This is a genomic window from Salipaludibacillus sp. HK11, from assembly GCF_047795645.1.
Lineage (GTDB): Bacteria > Bacillota > Bacilli > Bacillales > Salisediminibacteriaceae > Salipaludibacillus.
Window position 1 is genome coordinate 4,224,037 of the sequence record NZ_CP181045.1, and the last position, 17,419, is coordinate 4,241,455.

A 17,419-nucleotide genomic window follows, 5' to 3' on the forward strand; every position below is an offset into this window, starting at 1 on the left:
TTTTATATATATGGAAACTTTTCAAATGAAAAGTGTACCAACGTCATTAGGACTTGTGTTCGTTTAACGATCACAAGATTATTTTTTTGTATTCACATTTTGTGTGAATCGATCAATGATAATAGCCAAAATAACTATTCCTAAACCTGCAACAAAACCAGGTCCAACTTGTGCACGCTGTAGCGCCGATAGAACTTCTCTTCCAAGACCAGGCGCACCAATCATCGATGCAATAACAACCATCGATAGGGCAAGCATCACTGTTTGATTTATTCCTGCCATAATCGTTGCTTTAGCCATCGGGAGTTCAACTTTAAATAATTTTTGTGCACCCGTACTACCAAATGCATCGGAAGCTTCAACTAGTTCAGTTGGAACTTGTCGAATACCTAAATTCGTAAAACGAACTGTTGGTGGTGTTGCGAATATTAATGATGCAAAAACACCAGGTACCATACCAATACCGAAAAAAGCAACGGCAGGAATTAAATATACAAAGGCAGGCATTGTTTGCATAAAATCAAGAATTGGTCTTATGAGCGCATCGGCTGTTCTGCTTTTAGACATTAAAATTCCAAATGGAACACCAATGATAATGGATAAGATACTTGCAAGAAAGACTAAAGTAAATGTAAACATTAATTCTTCCCATAAGCCTTGGTTGTATATGAGCCAAAGGCCTACGACAGAAAACGCAGCAAGACCATATTTTTTCCCGGTAATGAGAAAGGCGCCTAATGCGACGACAAGAATAACGATAATTGGTGGAATACTATATAAGAGGCTTGCTGTCCACCCCATGAAATCTCCAAAATGTTCTTTAATCGGATTAAATAAAAATGCGAACCAACTTGTCAGCCAATTAACAACGAATGCTGTCCCTTCAGCGATTGGAATTTGTGGTATGAATCCTGTTATATTATTGAGCATCTTCTGTTTCCACCTCACTATCTCGAGCAAGTGCGGCAATGACCGCACCTCGTACAATAATTCCAACTAGTCTGTCGTTTTCTATGACGGCAACGGGTGTTGGAGAATCATGAATGACATTAAAGATATCTTGCATTGGCGTTTCTTTATCCACTTTTGGTATATCGCTTTGCAAGATACCTTCAAGCGTTTTAATCTCTTTCTTTTGCGCGTCGGAAGCATCATCGGCAGTCACATAACCCTGTAAGTTCCGTTTACTGTCAATAACAAGAATGCTCGATAGCCCTTCTTCTCTCATACGCTCTAAAGCAACACGAGGACCGTGTTTTTCTATATTGACTGTCTCAGGACGTTTCATAATATGGCTTGCAGTTAAAATTTTCGATCGATCGACATCTTCAACAAATCGTTCCACATAATCGTTCGCAGGATTTACTAAGATATCTTCCGGTGTGCCTACTTGCACGATAGCACCATCCTTCATGATCGTGATTCGATCTCCAATTCGTAACGCTTCATCTAAATCATGTGTGATAAAGATGATTGTTTTTTGCATTTTCACTTGCAAATCAAGAAGTTCATCCTGCATGTCCTTACGAATAAGTGGGTCAAGTGCGGAAAAGGCTTCATCCATAAGGAGGACACTTGGGTCGTTTGCTAATGCTCGGGCAAGTCCGACACGCTGTTGCATGCCACCGGATAGTTGATCTGGATATTGATTTTCATATCCGTCCAACCCGACAAGTTTCAACGATTCAAACGCTTTTTTTCTTCTTTCTTCTTGCTCAATCCCCTGAATTTCTAAACCATATTCGACATTTTCGATAATAGTTCTGAACGGAAATAAACCAAATTTTTGGAATACCATGCTCATCTTTTTTCGTCTTACTTCTCGTAAATTCTCAGCGTTCATTTGGGCTAAGTCTTCTCCGTCAATCCAAACTTTACCGCTCGTAGGTTCAATCAAGCGATTTAATAAGCGGACAAGAGTGGATTTACCACTTCCAGATAACCCCATTATGACAAAAATTTCAGAGTCTTTAACCTCAAAAGAAGCTTGATTTACTCCGACAGTTAAGCCGGTTTTATTAAGAATTTCATCTTTCGTTTGACCTTCGTTTAAGAGTTTCACACCTTGTTTGGCTCTTTTCCCGAAAATTTTTGTTAATCCTTCAACTTTAATATTAGCCATAAATAGCCACCTCGATTTTCTAATAGGCTTTGTTATGTACTTTAAAATAATTGCTTGTTAGTACCCCTATATTCTTTACGAATAGTTAATTGATTATTCGACCTTAATAACTATAACTGTTTACCTAGTATTTTTCAAACAGTATATATACACTAAATAGTATGTAAAGTCCATACAGTAAAAACTGTACAGAAATTACAACGTTCTATCATCGAATTACTCTTGAATACTTTGAAATGATAGAGAACATGTTCCTTTCACTTTTTAACGTTTATTTGATAAAATTTTTATAGTAGTCGATAGTTGAAGGAGGCACCTATGTGTACCCATAAGAATAAAAAAGAAGATATGGTAAAATTAGAAAAAGCTCGTGACAGGTTTATATCAGAAATTGCAAAAAACATCCATCTATACAATATTACTTCATCAGTAGGCCGATTATATGGTACGGTATTTTTTTCCGATAATCCTATGACGCTAGATGAGATGAGTGAATCACTTGGGATGAGCAAGACTAGTATGAGTACAGGTATTCGCGCACTCTCGGAGGCAGATATGGTTGAGCGTGTCTGGGAGAAGGGAGTACGTAAAGATTTATACAAAACAGAAGATGATTGGTATAAATCTTTTTCAAATGTTTTTATCTCGAGATGGAGAAATGCTGCGGAACTTAATATGGGCGCAATTAAAGAAACAAAACAAATGATGATGAATTTGTACGAAGAAACTGATAGTAAAGATATCCAGAACAAGGTAAATCATGATTTAGAAAAACTTAGAGAAGCAGAGGCGTATTATCAATGGTTAAATGAAGTGGTTGCTCTATTTGACACCGGTGAAATTTATGATATTATTCCAAAAAAATCAGGGAAGCAAGTAGATACCAACTAGAAAGATACATATGATTTTTGCCATTCATCAGCAGGTGAGTGGCTTTTTTTGGTATACTTTATGAGAGTCAAGAAAGCTTTTGACGGAGAATGTTTTAGAAGGGAAAACAAGTGAACTGGAGCTCATAGTGCTTTTTTTCTTACTATATTAGATAGGAATGATGGAAAAATGAAATTAAAAAACTGGCAATTAGCAATCATTTTACTTCTGATAGGTTTTATAGGTGCTATCGGATATTGGGTATGGGCCTTTATAAAGTAAAGACATAAATTGAACGTTTCAAGGGAGTTAAATCGATTAATTTTGTAACGTAAACATAGAAAAAACGACAAATAAGGTAGCTAGGGAGGGAATCAAGTGAGAGAGGAGTTTGAACGTTTGTATCATACCTATCATCATCAATTATTCCAATATCTGTTCTATTTAGTTCGAAGCCGTGAAGTGGCAGAAGAATTAGTGCAGGAAGTATATATTAAAGTTCTAGACTCCTTCAATACATTCGAAGGTAAAAGTAGTGAAAAAACATGGCTTTACTCTGTAGCAAAACACGTAGCTATCGATTGGATTCGAAAACAAACACGTAAAAAAAGGAAAGCAGAAGGAAAAGAGTTTGAATGGAGCGAGAAGGAATTTGAAATCCGAGATAAGAGTCCACTACCAGAAGAAATCGTCATTCAAAAAGATGAGGTTCAGCAAGTGTATAAAATGCTTGAAAAATGTAGTGAAGATCAACAACAAGTGGTCTTACTTCGCTATGTACAATCGCTCTCTATTTCTGAGACAGCTGATATTCTAGGGTGGACAGAAAGTAAAGTTAAAACGACACAACACAGAGCGCTAAAAGCTTTGAAGAAACATTTACAAGAGGGGTCAGCCCCCTTTGTACAAGGGGAGGTTAGCAAATGAGTGATCAGAAATGGAACGATAAAGAAATTGAAAAAACGTTAACGAAACTTCCTCCTATTAAAGATCAGCAATCAAAAGATGAGCTTTTTCGATTAATTGAATCGAGGTCAAAAGAGGAAACACCTGCCCGTTTTACACCAAAAAGAAAACGCACTTGGCTTGTTCCGGCATTGGCTTCGGCAGCTGCAATTTTTCTAATTATATTGGTTATACCCTCGTTCTTTAATGGAGATACTCAATTATCCTCGGATAATGATTCGGCTGATCAAAGTGAAATGAATATTGCGATGTTTGATAGTGAAAATAATCAGGAAAGTACAACGGAAGCGAACAATGATAATAACGAGATAATTGAGAACGACAGTTTTAACGAAGCAGAAGATAATGAGAATGCAGCGGTTGAAGAAGCGCAAGAAGATGGGGAAGTTGATGAAAGTCGAACTACTACTACTAGACAGTTAAATAATGTGATGTATACAGCGGAAATACACACCGTTGAGCATGATGAAGATAGCACCGATTATACCATTATTGAAACAAAAGAAATATCAGAGGATGTCTCAAAAGAAGAGGCTCTGTTGACTTCGCTACAAGAAAGCGACCCTACCTCAGGACAATATTTGAGCGATCTCGAACAAGTAACAATAGCAGGAGAGGTAGTCGTGCTTCACTTTGCAAGTAAAAATAGTTTGCAATCATTAACTGGTGCGGAGCATGATGCCCTGCGTTCGGTATTTGAAGAGCTCCTTTCATTGTATGGGTTTACTGAATTAGGCTTTGAGGGAGAGGGAGAGGGAGAGGCTGGCATAGCCTACGGCCAGATGGGTGATAATGTAGAATCGTTGCCTTTGGATTCTTTCAATAGAGGATATTATTTGGTAAATGAAGAAGGCGCTCCCTATCTAATCAGTGCTAGAATGACTGGCGAAGAGATGGCCAATAGTGACAGTGGGGAACCACTTAACTTCGCTGAAACGGTAGACAAAATGACTTCGCCAAACGATAATGTTGAGTGGTATGAATCTGCTATTCCAAGATCTATTTCTATTTCAGAGGTCCGAATACCTGGAAATGCGGCAGAGATTTATTATACAATGTCTAATGGGGAACTTGTAGATGAAGAAAGAATGCAAGTGTTTTTCCACGCACTTAAGTTGACTGCTAATGCATTCACTTTAGACTCATTGCACATTATAAATGAAGAAAATGGTGACGTAGTTGAGGTAGATTTAGCAAAATAATGAGAGTGCCTGAGGCTGTCCCTGAAGTACTATTGGTGACAGCCTTTTGCATTTATAGGGGAGGTAAGATGAGATACGCGGGACCCATCCAAGACTAGATATTTAATAATCTTTCGTAACACCTTGGTATGCGTGTTCTGATCTTAAAGTATCGTTTGACCGTACTTCTCTTATTTTTCCAACTAACAATCTTTCCAATAAAGATTTAATAACAATACTAGTATAGGTATGGTACCATTTCCACCCTCTCCTCCATTCAATCAAGTCCGTTTTGGCCTCAAGCCAATATTCTATTAGAAGCATAGGTATGGAGACAAATAATAATTTGTAGAGAGAGGTTAAAGGTTTATCATAATAAGACATTTGGTTATAAACAACAGTAATAGTAGGATAAACAAAAAAATCAAATAAGATGTTGATATTAAAAATCTTTGGTAACAACCGAATTGGAAATTTGACAATATGATTTTTTACAATGATCATATCAATAAAGCCATTGCTAACTGCATTTAATAAATATATCAACAACCATTCTTTTTTATTGCGTTTTTTCAATGAGAAGGACAGAATAATTAAAGATAAAACAAGCCAAAATCTTAAAGTATTATTTTGTAACGTCTTTTTTCTCATGGAGTATCCTCCCCTCCTTCTTTCAAATAAAATGTGGCCAATGAAACCAGCCTAGATTATTCATATAACAATTTAAAATTGCTCTGTCTGTTGTTTTATATGGTCGTACTGGCATTTAACGTTTTGAGCCTATAAGTGAAAAATCATAGAAAAAGTATCCCCATCATCATGAAAAGTTCAGAGAAAAAATTGAAATTCAATAAAAGTATTAAAACTACTTTCGCAGTGTGGACCGTTTCTCAATTTCGATTCTACGAACGGTCCGAATTCCTCGCTGATTCGGACCGTTTTTCTGTCTAGATGCCTCGAACGGTCCGAATCTCTCGCTGATTCGGAGCGTTTTCCATTCTTTATTCCTCAAACGCTCTGAATTCCTCACTGGTTCGGACCGTTTTCCATTCTTTATTCCTCAAACGCTCTGAATTCCTCACTGGTTCGGAGCGTTTTCCTGTCTAGATGCCTCGAACGATCCGAATTCCTCACTGATTCGGAGCGTTTTCCTGTCTCGATGCCTCAAACGCTCTGAATTCCTCGCTGATTCGGAGCGTTTTCCTGTCTAGATGCCTCGAACGGTCCGAATCTCTCGCTGATTCGGAGCGTTTTCCTGTCTAGATGCCTCGAACGATCCGAATCCCTCGCTGAATCGGAGCGTTTTCCTGTCTAGATGCCTCGAACGGTCTGAATTCCTCACTGATTCGGAGCGTTTTCCTGTCTAGATGCCTCGAACGATCCGAATCCCTCGCTGATTCGGAGCGTTTTCCTGTCTAGATGCCTCGAACGGTCCGAATCCCTCGCTGATTCGGACCGTTTTTCTGTCTCGATGCCTCGAACGGTCCGAAATCCTCGCTGATTCGGAGCGTTTTCCTGTCTAGATACCTCGAACGGTCCGAATCTCTCGCTGGTTCGGAGCGTTCGAGAAGACTGAAGCATTGGGCACGGAAAGGATTCACCTATATTGGATCAAGTGTCCGTTTTTGCTATACTTTAGCAACTCCTAATGCCAAGTGTTCCCATAGAATATTTTCGACTTTTTCAACTAAATCATTTGGACACTCCACTACCAAGATTACTTCTGTTTTTTTTCCTCTTAATCGTCTCTTTCGTTTAGCAACCACTTTATATAAAAAATAATCTATAATAAATCCGATCATAAACCCAATCCCGCCACCAATAATGCCCCATATAATCGGTCCCCACTCTAAGGCAAAACCAATACTTGCTCCAATCACGGAAAATGCTGTTCCAATTGCCGCCCCCTTATCAAATAAACTTACACCATCGGCACGATGAAGCGTGTCAAACAACTTTTGTTCTTCAGCTCGATTGTTTAGAGATACAGCAAGAATATGATCTTTTTCTATGCCTGCCTCTTCCAATGACGTAACGGTTAATTCTAGGTTAATGGAATGTTCAAAGGATGAAAAAACTTGCAATTGCCTTCACCTCTTGTCTAATTCAAATTTTCACACGATACTGTTGATAGTTTTCTTTCAAAAATTTTCGTTGTTCTTTTTCATATAACTTATTGTCTTCAACAGTATTTACATACGAAGCGTAAACGGCAAAACCGATTTGCGAAGGTATAAAAAGGAACCATTGCGGGTCTATAACTTCTGTTGCTTGCTCAATATTTCCTGAAAAGAGGAAGTGAATCGCAAGAAGAACGTTTGAAAAGTAAACAAAAATTATCATGAAAGACAGGGTTATGATAGCTGAGATGATTCGGTGAGTATAAAGTTGACCTAATCCGGGAGTGAACAGAGACCATACCACTGCCATGAGCGGACTTCTTTTATCCAAGTAGTTTATTTCTAATGAACCAATTGCAAAACTATTAAAATTAGCATCCTCACGTTCAGCTAAAATAGTTATTTTATTCATATCAACCGTTGTACGATAACTATCCCAAATCGTAAATATATAGACAGGTAGATATAAAAGCATCCACTTAGGTTCTAGGACTGCCTTTGCCATGTCGAAATTGCCTGTAAAGGAATAAATAATAGCATGATTGATATTTGCCATATTATTAAGGAGAACCTCCCAGATAATTAGTGCAAAAGCTCGAAGGTATTTTGATAATAAAATATGTCCAAAACCAGGGAATGCAGCAGACCACCAAGCGATAATATATGGGTTTTGAAGATGGAATTGTGAAATGCCAAAAATGCTGACGTAAGCTTTGAATCGCCTCTCCTGATTTGTAGGTTTAAAGTTGTTCATATCTGACTCCCTCGATTCTATAGACACTTCCCTTTTATAATCTGCAAAAAATAGTTATCTATTCTTGGAATAGTTTAGGTTGATGTGTTATTTGAAATGCTAAACGTTTATAAAAGGTTAATTGTTAGAAATAATAACCAGGTTGTTCATAATATTCAATTTTTTCATAAAGAAAATACATAGAGTTAATAGGCAATTAATATTAATCCTTTACTCTAAATTAGTACCAATTTTAATTAATAATTGGTTGAAATTAATGGGGTACCTAATGAGGGGGATTGAACATGGTTAAAGCAAGTGTAGAGTTGACGAACCTTTCTAAAAGTTATGATGAGGAGACTTTCGCTGTAAAAGAAGCAAATGTCAGTATTGAGCCAGGTGAATTTTTTGTTTTAGTAGGCCCATCTGGTTGTGGGAAAAGTACAATGCTTCGTATGATTGCAGGGTTGGAAGCTATTACTGCAGGAGAAATTCGCATGGGGGGAGTGTTTGCAAATGACATACCTCCTAGCAAGCGGAATATTTCGATGGTTTTTCAGAATTATGCACTTTATCCTCATTTAACAGTTGAAGAAAACATTCTCTTTGGCCTTAAGGTAAGAAAAGTTCCGAAACAGGAGCAAAAGCGACGATGTTTAGAGGCGACGAATATGCTTGGGATGACTGAATATTTAAAAAGAAAACCGAGAGAATTATCTGGGGGACAGAGACAAAGGATTGCACTGGCAAGAGCTGTTGTTAGTCAGATGCCAATTTGCTTGATGGACGAACCGCTCTCTAATTTGGACGCAAAGCTTCGCGGGCAGATGCGGACTGAGATTAGAGAACTTCAACAAAATTTAGGGATAACAATGATTTATGTTACTCATGACCAAATAGAGGCAATGACGATGGGAGATAGAATCATGGTATTGAAAGATGGCGTGATTCAACAAGTGGGCCGTCCACTAGATATATATAATCAACCTGCAAACGAGTTCGTCGCTAGTTTTATCGGAGCACCTCCGATGAATATCGCTACTGCAAGTGAGGAGGATGAAAACTTAGTAATTGGGAATGACTTATTTGTAAAAATAGAACCATTTAGTAGAAAAATAGTCAATGGACGTCGAATCCATATGGGGGTAAGACCTGAACATTTAATACTAGAACCAGAGATGGTAAAAATGTCACCTCCATTCGTGACTATTAACGTGACAATCAATCATGTCGAAGTGTTAGGCAATGAAACTGTCATTGCATTTAATGTTGGTGAAAAGGTATGGAAGGCCAAATCAGCTGGTCAATGGCAATATAAAAAAGGGGAAAAAATTGCGTTTCATATCGACTACAACAACATCCATTTGTTTGATGGAGAAACTGGTGAAATATTAGATGCCAAAGTAGGTTCCCACCTGACAAAGAGGTCGAGTATGGCTACCGAGGTGGTTAGTAGATGACTGAATACTCTCAAAAAATAGAGCGAAATTATCAATCGGCAACTGTGTCAGAGGCGATTCAGAAACATAGAGTGAAAACGAAAAAATCGCTTTGGAAACGTTCAGAGAATTATCGGACGGCATTCATATACTTGTTACCTTCTTTCCTTTTATTTTCATTGTTCGTGTTTTATCCAATGTTGAATTCTGTCTATTTGAGTTTTTTCTTTACTGACTCTCAAGGGCAAGCGAGCACCTTTGTTGGGTGGGAGAATTATACATATTTGTTCCAGTCAGCCTCTTTTAGAGGTAGTGTCGTTTCAACGTTGCTATTTGTTTTATATACGGTGCCAGTAGGAGTGGGTTTAGCTTTAGTTTTAGCTTTATTAGCGAATGAGAAATTACGAGGGATTGGATTTTTTCGAACAATATTTGCTTCGACATTAGGAATGAGTGTAGCCGCATCTGCAGTCATTTGGTTATTTATGTTTCATCCTACCGCAGGAATTATTAATGCAGGATTGACGTCAATAAATTTGCCTGCTGTTTCATGGCTTCAGGACTCAACAACGGCGCTTATTTCCGTTTCCATGACGACTGTATGGATGAATACGGGTTTTTCGTTTTTAATTTTGCTTGGAGGATTACAAAATATCGATCAACACCTTTATGAAAGTGCGAAAATAGACGGGGCAGGGTATATGTATCAATTACGGCGAATCACTGTCCCTATGCTCTCACCAACTTTGTTTTTTATTATAACAATTACTTTCATCAATTCTTTTCAATCATTCGGACAAATCGATATATTAACGGGTGGTGGACCAGCTGAAGCAACGAATCTGATAATATATTCTATTTACCGAGAAGCGTTCATTTATTATCAATTTGGACCAGCGAGTGCCCAAGTAGTGATTTTGTTCGTTGCAGTGCTAGGTTTAACATTGCTCCAATTTAAATTTGGAGAAAAGAAGGTGCATTACCAATGATGAAAAAAATAGTGACATATTCTTTGTTAATTTTTGCTGCTCTTATGATGTTTTTTCCGATTTTTTACGCATTTTCAGTAAGTTTTATGAGTAGTGAAGATATTTTGAAAAGATCGGTTATTCCAACTGCTCCAACATTACAGAATTATTTTGATGTGTTTTCATCAGTGCCGATCCTACATTATTTAATGAACAGTTTTATCGTTGCATCTACTGCGACTATTGGGATGCTATTGGTTAGTGCACTTTCAGCATTTATATTTGCCTTTGTTCCATTTCGAGGGCGACAAATGGTATTTTTATTATTTATTTCGACATTATTAATTCCATGGGAAGCAACGATGATTCCTAACTTTTTAACAATCCAATCTTTTGGCTGGATGAACAATTATTTAGCTTTGACTGTTCCATTTTTCGCTTTGGCTTTTGGTACATTTTTGTTAAGGCAACATTTTAAAACGGTACCTCTTGAGCTGTATGAAGCTGCTCAAGTTGAGGGGTTATCCAAATTTCAATTCTTTTATAAGGTGGTGGTTCCATACGCAAAAACAAGCTTTGTTACGCTAGGGATTTTCGGATTTTTAACGACGTGGAACATGTATCTTTGGCCGTTGTTAGTCACAACAAACGATACAGTCCGAACGGTTCAAATCGGTTTGCGACGGTTGCAAGCAGATGAGGTTGCTACGAATTGGGGTGTAGTCATGGCGGGTGTTGTTATTGTTATAATCCCGACTTTGATTCTATTAACACTAGGGCAAAAGCAGCTTCAAAAAGGATTAACCAAAGGGGCTTTAAAATAACATAAATTTCAGGAGGTTGTTAAGGATGGGTAAAACAAACAGAAATATATTTTATACTTTATCATTATCATTTTTATTGTTTGTTGGATGTAGTAATAATGATGCGAATGAGAATAAAGAAGCGGTTGCACAGGCAAACGAAGGTGTAAATGAAGAAACGAATGAAGAAATAAATGAAGAAAATAATTCAAATAATAATGAACCGAATGAAGAAAATAACACTGAAAATGGAACAGAAGATGTGGTGGAAATTGAATTTTGGCATGCGATGGGTGGAGGTCTAGGTGATACATTGGAACAACTTGTTGATGATTACAATCAATCGCAAGAGAACTACGAAATTACTGCGGAATACCAAGGTTCATATGAAGAATTATTAACTCAGTTCAGAACTGTCGGAGGCACAGAAACAGCTCCGGGACTAGTGCAAATGTTTGAGGTAGGTACAAAATATATGATTGAGAGTGAGCATATTACCCCGGTTCAGGAATGGATTGATCGTGATGGATATGATGTTAGTCAGCTAGAGGAGAATATTCTTAGCTACTATCAAGTAGATGGTGAGTTATATTCCATGCCGTTTAATTCATCGACACCTGCTTTATTTTATAATAAAGATATGTTTGAAGACGCTGGGTTAGATCCGGAAAATCCACCGCGTACATTCACTGAAATTAAAGAAGCGGCTGAAGCTTTAACGACAGACGATACTTATGGGTTTTCGATGTTAGGACATGGATGGTTTTTTGAACAGATGATTTCTACGCAAGGTGCGGATTACGTTGACCAAGACAATGGTAGAAGCGCTGATGCAACGGAAGCGTTGTTTGGTGGAGAAGAAGGGTTACGTGTTTATGAATGGTTAAATGAGATGAATGAAGCAGAAACGTTTAATTATTATGGAAGAGACTGGGATGACTTGAGGGCAGCTTTTCAAGGTGAAGATGTAGCGATGTACATGGATTCTTCAGCTGGAACGAAAAGTGCCGTTGACAATGCTGGGTTCGAAGTTGGTGTATCGTTTATTCCTCATGCGGATGAAATTGATCCGAATGGAGTTGTCATTGGTGGCGCATCAGTATGGATGGCAAATGGAATTAGTGAGGAAGAACAACAGGCTTCTTGGGACTTTATGAAGTGGTTCAATCAACCTGAAATTCAAGCGGAATGGCATGTGAATACAGGGTATTTTGCGACAAACCCATCTGCTTACGACGAAGCAATCGTTGGAGAAGAACATGAATCATATCCGCAATTGACGGTACCTATTGACCAATTACAAGAAACGGTGGCCTCATCAGCTACACAAGGTGCCTTAATTACAGTGTTCCCAGAATCGAGGGAGGAAGTAGTAACGTCACTAGAAGCAATGTATCAGGGGACATCGCCAGAAGAGGCACTACAACAAGCAGTAGATGGAACAAATAGAGCAATTGAGGTTTCAACACGAGCTGCCGAATAATATTGAATGGAAAATAAGAAGTCCCCTCAAAATTTTGAGGGGACTTCTTTCATTAACTGATTTAGATTTGTTTGGAATTAAGCGAAACAAATTATCATTTCCTTGGAAATAATTTGTAGAATAATGTAGAAGCAATTTACACTCTATACGCTAGAATCTATCCTAATTTTTATTCCAATTGATATTTTTTAATTCGATATTGCAAACTCTGTCTACTGAGTCCGAGGTCTTTTGCGGTTCTAGTGACATTTCCTTTGTGATGTTGGAGAATTTCTTGAATATAATCTCGTTCCATTTCTCCCAAATAAGTTTGAAGTGGCTTCATTGGTTGGTGAGGAGGGCGATAGGTTAATTCTGTTTTCTTTGGCGTAGCATTTAATGTCGAGAGTTTTGTTCTTACATGCATAGGTAAATGAGTCATATCGATTTTTTCGTCAAAATAGATGAGGTTCATGGCGCCTTCTACCATATGTTCGAGCTCGCGAACATTACCTGGCCATTCGTGTTTTTGGAAGAGCTGTTCAACTTCTTCAGTTATCCCAGGAACATTTAATTGAAATCTTTGATTATATTTAGCGATAAAGTGATCAACTAACATACTAATGTCTGCTTTTCGATGCCTTAATGGTGGTACTAGAATAGAAACAACACTGAGCCGATAGTATAAATCTTCGCGCAAATGATTTTTTTCTAAAGATACAATGGGGTCTTCGTTTACAGTCGCAATAATGCGAACATCGATCGACCGATTCTTAATGTCTCCAATCCTGCGAATGGATTTTTCTTGGAGGGCACGTAATAATTTTGCTTGAAGAGAAGTACTAAGTGAATTAATTTCGTCTAACATTAATGTCCCGCCATCTGCTTGTTCAAATAATCCAGGGTGATCTGTCGCACCAGTGAAAGCTCCTTTAACAGAACCGAATAAAATCCCTTCGATCAGTGACTCAGGAAGAGCTGCACAGTTTTGACTAATAAATGGTTTTGACGTCCGATCACTTCCATTGTGAATACTTTGCGCAAATAACTCTTTTCCTGTCCCTGTTTCACCATAAATTAGAACTGATGAAGAGGTGCGAGTTGCTTGTTTCGCATTATTGATCACTTCTTGGATAGTATAAGTAGAGCCAATGATTTGGTCAAATGTAAATGTAGCATCTTGCCTATCGCGAACGCTTTCTCTTGTGAGGCGTTCAATTTTAGTTATGTCCTTGGCAATTTCAACGGCTCCAATCCGTTTGCCTTCGTGAGTAAGGGGGAATGTATCATTAATGGTAGTTATTTCCTGCCCTTTAAAGTTGAAATAAGTTTGTTTAGCATGTCTATGAATGAATCCTTTACTGAGAGCTTGTAATAATCGGCTTTCTTCTTCTGATTGGAACAAAAATATTTCCATTATGTTTTTGTGTAAAACATCATTTCGACCCATATCTTCTATTTCGGACATTTTCCGATTATAAATGATTGATTTACCTTGACTGTTAATTACATGTATTCCTACATCGATTGCATCAAGAAGTTGCCGGTACACGTCAGGTAAATAAGGAATCGTTGTCGATTCAGCCACATTCGTTCACTCCTCTCAAGATACTTTTAGTTTACTAATGATAAGTATAAGGGTGCAAATTTATTTTGCTATTTTCCGCAATATATATTTGCAGTGCCGAATAAATTTTAATTTTTAAAATAATGAGAGCGTTATCAGTGGTGGTTTTAAAATTGGCATGAATCTTGCATTATATATTAAGTGTAGGAATATTTTTAAGAAATACAAACTATTTTAAAGGAGTGGATCTATCCATGGTAGTACCTTACAGACATGAACCATTTACGGACTTTTCGGTTGAGGAGAATCAGATAGCGTATCAAAAGGCTTTGAATTATGTGAAGGGCCAATTAGGAAAAGAATACCCTCTTATTATTAATGGCGAAAAAATATTCACAAAAGATAAAACGGTATCAGAAAATCCATCTAGTAGAAACGAAGTTATCGGGTACGTATCGAAGTGTAGCGAGGAGCTAGCTGAAAAGGCGATGCAGGCTGCTTTTGAATCTTTTAAAACATGGAAAAAATGGGATCCAGCAGCACGGGCAAATATTTTGTTACGGGCTTCAGCGATAATTCGTCGTAGGAAGCATGAATTCTCCGCATGGCTCTCTTATGAAGCAGGAAAACCTTGGAAAGAAGCGGATGCAGATACGGCAGAAGCGATCGATTTCTTAGAATATTACGCCAGACAGATGCTTCGGTTGAAAGACGGTATTGAAATCAATTCAAGAGACGGCGAAAATAATCGCTTTAGCTATATTCCTTTAGGCGTAGGTGTAACAATTTCGCCTTGGAACTTTGCATTTGCAATCATGGCTGGGACAACCGTTGCACCAATAGTTGCTGGTAACACAGTTTTATTAAAGCCGGCTAGCACAACCCCAGTTGTCTCATATAAGTTTATGGAAGTTTTATTAGAAGCAGGTCTTCCAAAAGGAGTAGTGAACTACATTCCTGGAAGTAGTTCTGAGATGGGTGACTATGTCGTTGATCATCCGACAACAAGGTTTATAAATTTTACCGGTTCTAAAGAAGTAGGGCTTCATATCGCTGAAAAAGCCGCCAAAGTTCAAGAGGGACAGATTTGGATGAAGCGGATGGTTTCAGAGATGGGTGGAAAAAATACGATTATCGTCGACAACGAAGCAGATCTAGAATTAGCCGCAGAGTCGATTGTATATTCTGCTTTTGGTTTTTCAGGACAAAAGTGTTCAGCTTGTTCTCGTGCGGTGATTCATCAAGATGTTTACGATGAGGTGCTTGCTAACGTTGTGGCTAAAACAAAGGAACTGACCGTTGGACCAACTTACAAAGATAACTCTAAATTCATGGGACCAGTAAATGACAAAGCAGCTTTTGATAAAGTTATGGACTATGTAGAAATTGGTAAGGGTGAAGGGAAATTAATGACAGGTGGTACAGGAGATGATTCTGAAGGTTACTTCGTTCAACCGACAGTCTTTGCAGATGTTGATCCTAAGGCTCGTATCACTCAAGAAGAAATATTTGGTCCTGTCGTAGCATTTATTAAAGCGAAAGACTTCGATGAACTGATTGATATTGCGAACAACACAGAATATGGATTAACGGGTGCGGTTATTTCTAATAATAGGGACCATTTAGAGCAAGCACGTGATGATTATCATGTTGGGAATCTTTACTTTAACCGAGGTTGTACGGCAGCAATTGTTGGTTATCATCCCTTCGGTGGATTCAACATGTCAGGTACCGACTCAAAAGCTGGAGGACCGGACTATTTGCTCCACTTCCTTCAGCCGAAAACAGTATCAGATATGTTTTAATTTGTAAAATGAAGGGAGACTTTAAATGACTAAAACTACAGAAATCATCAAAGTAACAGAAAAATACGGGGCGAGAAATTATACCCCTCTTCCTATAGTTATTGCAAAAGCAGAAGGCGTGTGGGTAAAAGACCCAGAAGGAAATAAGTATATAGACATGCTTAGTGCCTATTCGGCAGTGAACCAAGGGCATCGTCATCCTAAGATTATTGCCGCTTTGAAAAATCAAGCTGATCGAATAACTCTAACGTCTCGGGCATTTCATAATGACCAATTAGGACCCTTTTATGAAAAAGTGTCTAAATTAACAAATAAACAGATGGTTCTTCCAATGAATACGGGGGCAGAAGCGGTAGAGACAGCTGTAAAAGCTGTCCGTCGTTGGGCGTATCGCGTGAAAGGGGTAGAAGAGAACAAAGCCGAAATTATTGTTTGTGAAAATAATTTTCATGGCCGAACGATGACGGCTGTTTCATTATCGTCAAACGCAGCTAATAAGAAGGATTTTGGCCCTATGCTCCCTGGTATTAAAGTCATTCCATTTGGTGATATAGACGCATTGAAATCTGCAATCACTCCTAACACAGCTGCTTTTTTATTCGAGCCTATTCAAGGAGAAGCAGGTATCAATATTCCACCGGAAGGCTTTTTAAAAGAAGCTTACGATGTTTGTAAACAACAAAATGTCTTGTATGTAGCTGATGAGATCCAATGTGGTCTCGCGCGATCGGGGAAAATGTTTGCTTGTGATTGGGAAGATGTTGAACCTGATATGTATATTCTTGGGAAGGCACTTGGTGGTGGTGTCATGCCAATCTCCGTCGTTTGCGCAAACGAAGAAATTCTCGGTGTATTTGAACCAGGTTCTCATGGGTCCACATTCGGAGGGAATCCGCTAGCTTGTGCAGTTTCCATGGCGGCGTTAACGGTGATTGAAGAAGAAGGCCTTGTAGACCGTTCTTTAAAGATGGGGGCGCATTTTGCGGACCAATTAAGGACAATTGACAACCCAATCATCAAAGAAATAAGAGGGAAAGGATTGTTCATTGGCGTGGAATTGACTGAACCCGCTAGACCTTTTTGTGAAAAACTTAAAGAAAAAGGATTATTATGCAAAGAGACTCAGGAAAAGGTGATTCGATTTGCGCCACCACTCGTTATTTCTCAAGAGGATCTCGATTGGGCAATTGAACAAATAAAAACTGTATTATCGTAAAAGGTCGAGAGAAGGGGGAGACCTAGTTTCGTCGGGGGCTTTCTCTTTTTCCATAAAGAAGCTCGTTGCGGCCTGTTCGAAAAAAGTTTTAGACATATTCAAAGTTTCATAGAGTTTAGCAAAAATAAATTTGACTTTCTTAATGGATATCATAAGTTATTACCAAA

General features: G+C 38.2%; 15 protein-coding genes. 9 read left to right on the top strand and 6 right to left on the bottom strand.

Going from position 1 to position 17,419, the window contains the following annotated elements:
• Positions 1-78: 78 nt before the first annotated feature.
• Both ACM26V_RS20080 and ACM26V_RS20085 read right to left on the bottom strand, forming a co-directional pair.
• Positions 79-930 carry an ABC transporter permease gene (locus tag ACM26V_RS20080; RefSeq protein ID WP_416148554.1) on the bottom strand — a complete coding sequence of 284 codons (852 nt, stop codon included), beginning with the start codon at positions 928-930 and terminating at the stop codon, positions 79-81.
• Positions 920-2,122: a quaternary amine ABC transporter ATP-binding protein gene (locus ACM26V_RS20085; RefSeq protein WP_416148556.1), complete on the bottom strand. Its 1,203-nt coding sequence runs from the start codon at positions 2,120-2,122 to the stop codon at positions 920-922. Before ACM26V_RS20085 ends, ACM26V_RS20080 begins: the two co-directional genes overlap by 11 nt.
• Before the next feature lie 318 nt (positions 2,123-2,440).
• On the opposite strand from ACM26V_RS20085, the gene ACM26V_RS20090 reads away from it, so the two are divergent.
• The 3 genes from ACM26V_RS20090 (at position 2,441) to ACM26V_RS20100 (ending at position 5,160) form a co-directional block, all read left to right on the top strand.
• Positions 2,441-3,013, top strand: a complete 573-nt coding sequence (locus ACM26V_RS20090) for a GbsR/MarR family transcriptional regulator (protein WP_416148558.1) — start codon at positions 2,441-2,443, stop codon at positions 3,011-3,013.
• Between the two features lie 357 nt (positions 3,014-3,370).
• Positions 3,371-3,919, top strand: coding sequence for an RNA polymerase sigma factor SigX (gene sigX, locus ACM26V_RS20095; protein WP_416148560.1), 549 nt, complete (start codon positions 3,371-3,373; stop codon positions 3,917-3,919).
• Positions 3,916-5,160, top strand: coding sequence for a hypothetical protein (locus ACM26V_RS20100; RefSeq protein WP_416148561.1), 1,245 nt, complete (start codon positions 3,916-3,918; stop codon positions 5,158-5,160). Before sigX ends, ACM26V_RS20100 begins: the two co-directional genes overlap by 4 nt.
• 102 nt (positions 5,161-5,262) lie before the next feature.
• Here ACM26V_RS20100 and ACM26V_RS20105 read toward each other — a convergent pair whose 3' ends face one another.
• From ACM26V_RS20105 to ACM26V_RS20115, 3 genes are all read right to left on the bottom strand, one after another.
• Positions 5,263-5,790 carry a CBO0543 family protein gene (locus ACM26V_RS20105; protein ID WP_416148562.1) on the bottom strand — a complete coding sequence of 176 codons (528 nt, stop codon included), beginning with the start codon at positions 5,788-5,790 and terminating at the stop codon, positions 5,263-5,265.
• A 977-nt stretch (positions 5,791-6,767) separates the two neighbouring features.
• The gene (locus ACM26V_RS20110) at positions 6,768-7,223 is read right to left on the bottom strand and encodes a hypothetical protein (RefSeq protein WP_416148564.1); all 456 of its coding nucleotides are present in this window, start codon (positions 7,221-7,223) and stop codon (positions 6,768-6,770) included.
• A gap of 22 nt (positions 7,224-7,245) precedes the next feature.
• Positions 7,246-8,013, bottom strand: a complete 768-nt coding sequence (locus tag ACM26V_RS20115; protein WP_416148566.1) for a hypothetical protein — start codon at positions 8,011-8,013, stop codon at positions 7,246-7,248.
• Positions 8,014-8,297: 284 nt separating this feature from the next.
• Here ACM26V_RS20115 and ACM26V_RS20120 point away from each other — a divergent pair, with 284 nt between their 5' ends.
• Genes ACM26V_RS20120 through ACM26V_RS20135 form a run of 4 tightly spaced genes read left to right on the top strand, consistent with a single transcriptional unit; the run spans position 8,298 to position 12,685 of the window.
• On the top strand, positions 8,298-9,452 hold the full coding sequence (locus ACM26V_RS20120) for an ABC transporter ATP-binding protein (RefSeq protein ID WP_416148567.1): 1,155 nt from the start codon (positions 8,298-8,300) through the stop codon (positions 9,450-9,452).
• Positions 9,449-10,420 carry a carbohydrate ABC transporter permease gene (locus ACM26V_RS20125; protein ID WP_416148569.1) on the top strand — a complete coding sequence of 324 codons (972 nt, stop codon included), beginning with the start codon at positions 9,449-9,451 and terminating at the stop codon, positions 10,418-10,420. The genes ACM26V_RS20120 and ACM26V_RS20125 overlap by 4 nt, the downstream gene beginning before the upstream one ends.
• Complete coding sequence (locus ACM26V_RS20130) at positions 10,417-11,223, top strand: carbohydrate ABC transporter permease (RefSeq protein WP_416148570.1); 807 nt, start codon at positions 10,417-10,419, stop codon at positions 11,221-11,223. The genes ACM26V_RS20125 and ACM26V_RS20130 overlap by 4 nt, the downstream gene beginning before the upstream one ends.
• Before the next feature lie 25 nt (positions 11,224-11,248).
• Positions 11,249-12,685 (top strand): ABC transporter substrate-binding protein, encoded by a 1,437-nt coding sequence (locus ACM26V_RS20135; protein WP_416148571.1) that lies wholly within the window; start codon positions 11,249-11,251, stop codon positions 12,683-12,685.
• A 169-nt stretch (positions 12,686-12,854) separates the two neighbouring features.
• On the opposite strand, the gene ACM26V_RS20140 is transcribed toward ACM26V_RS20135, so the two are convergent.
• Positions 12,855-14,252, bottom strand: coding sequence for a sigma-54 interaction domain-containing protein (locus tag ACM26V_RS20140; protein WP_416148572.1), 1,398 nt, complete (start codon positions 14,250-14,252; stop codon positions 12,855-12,857).
• A 233-nt stretch (positions 14,253-14,485) separates the two neighbouring features.
• On the opposite strand from ACM26V_RS20140, the gene pruA reads away from it, so the two are divergent.
• Positions 14,486-16,036 carry an L-glutamate gamma-semialdehyde dehydrogenase gene (gene pruA / locus ACM26V_RS20145; protein WP_416148573.1) on the top strand — a complete coding sequence of 517 codons (1,551 nt, stop codon included), beginning with the start codon at positions 14,486-14,488 and terminating at the stop codon, positions 16,034-16,036.
• A gap of 25 nt (positions 16,037-16,061) precedes the next feature.
• Positions 16,062-17,252, top strand: coding sequence for an ornithine--oxo-acid transaminase (locus tag ACM26V_RS20150; protein WP_416148574.1), 1,191 nt, complete (start codon positions 16,062-16,064; stop codon positions 17,250-17,252).
• The last annotated feature ends 167 nt before the right edge of the window (positions 17,253-17,419 follow it).

What these genes read in the sequence shown, in the direction of transcription:
- ACM26V_RS20085 (WP_416148556.1), bottom strand. Translation starts at nt 2,122, where the DNA reads ATGGCTAATATTAAAGTTGAAGGATTAACAAAAATTTTCGGGAAAAGA.
- ACM26V_RS20135 (WP_416148571.1), top strand. Translation starts at nt 11,249, where the DNA reads ATGGGTAAAACAAACAGAAATATATTTTATACTTTATCATTATCATTT.
- ACM26V_RS20115 (WP_416148566.1), bottom strand. Translation starts at nt 8,013, where the DNA reads ATGAACAACTTTAAACCTACAAATCAGGAGAGGCGATTCAAAGCTTAC.
- ACM26V_RS20100 (WP_416148561.1), top strand. Translation starts at nt 3,916, where the DNA reads ATGAGTGATCAGAAATGGAACGATAAAGAAATTGAAAAAACGTTAACG.
- ACM26V_RS20125 (WP_416148569.1), top strand. Translation starts at nt 9,449, where the DNA reads ATGACTGAATACTCTCAAAAAATAGAGCGAAATTATCAATCGGCAACT.
- ACM26V_RS20105 (WP_416148562.1), bottom strand. Translation starts at nt 5,790, where the DNA reads ATGAGAAAAAAGACGTTACAAAATAATACTTTAAGATTTTGGCTTGTT.
- ACM26V_RS20130 (WP_416148570.1), top strand. Translation starts at nt 10,417, where the DNA reads ATGATGAAAAAAATAGTGACATATTCTTTGTTAATTTTTGCTGCTCTT.
- pruA (WP_416148573.1), top strand. Translation starts at nt 14,486, where the DNA reads ATGGTAGTACCTTACAGACATGAACCATTTACGGACTTTTCGGTTGAG.
- ACM26V_RS20120 (WP_416148567.1), top strand. Translation starts at nt 8,298, where the DNA reads ATGGTTAAAGCAAGTGTAGAGTTGACGAACCTTTCTAAAAGTTATGAT.
- ACM26V_RS20080 (WP_416148554.1), bottom strand. Translation starts at nt 930, where the DNA reads ATGCTCAATAATATAACAGGATTCATACCACAAATTCCAATCGCTGAA.
- ACM26V_RS20090 (WP_416148558.1), top strand. Translation starts at nt 2,441, where the DNA reads ATGTGTACCCATAAGAATAAAAAAGAAGATATGGTAAAATTAGAAAAA.
- ACM26V_RS20150 (WP_416148574.1), top strand. Translation starts at nt 16,062, where the DNA reads ATGACTAAAACTACAGAAATCATCAAAGTAACAGAAAAATACGGGGCG.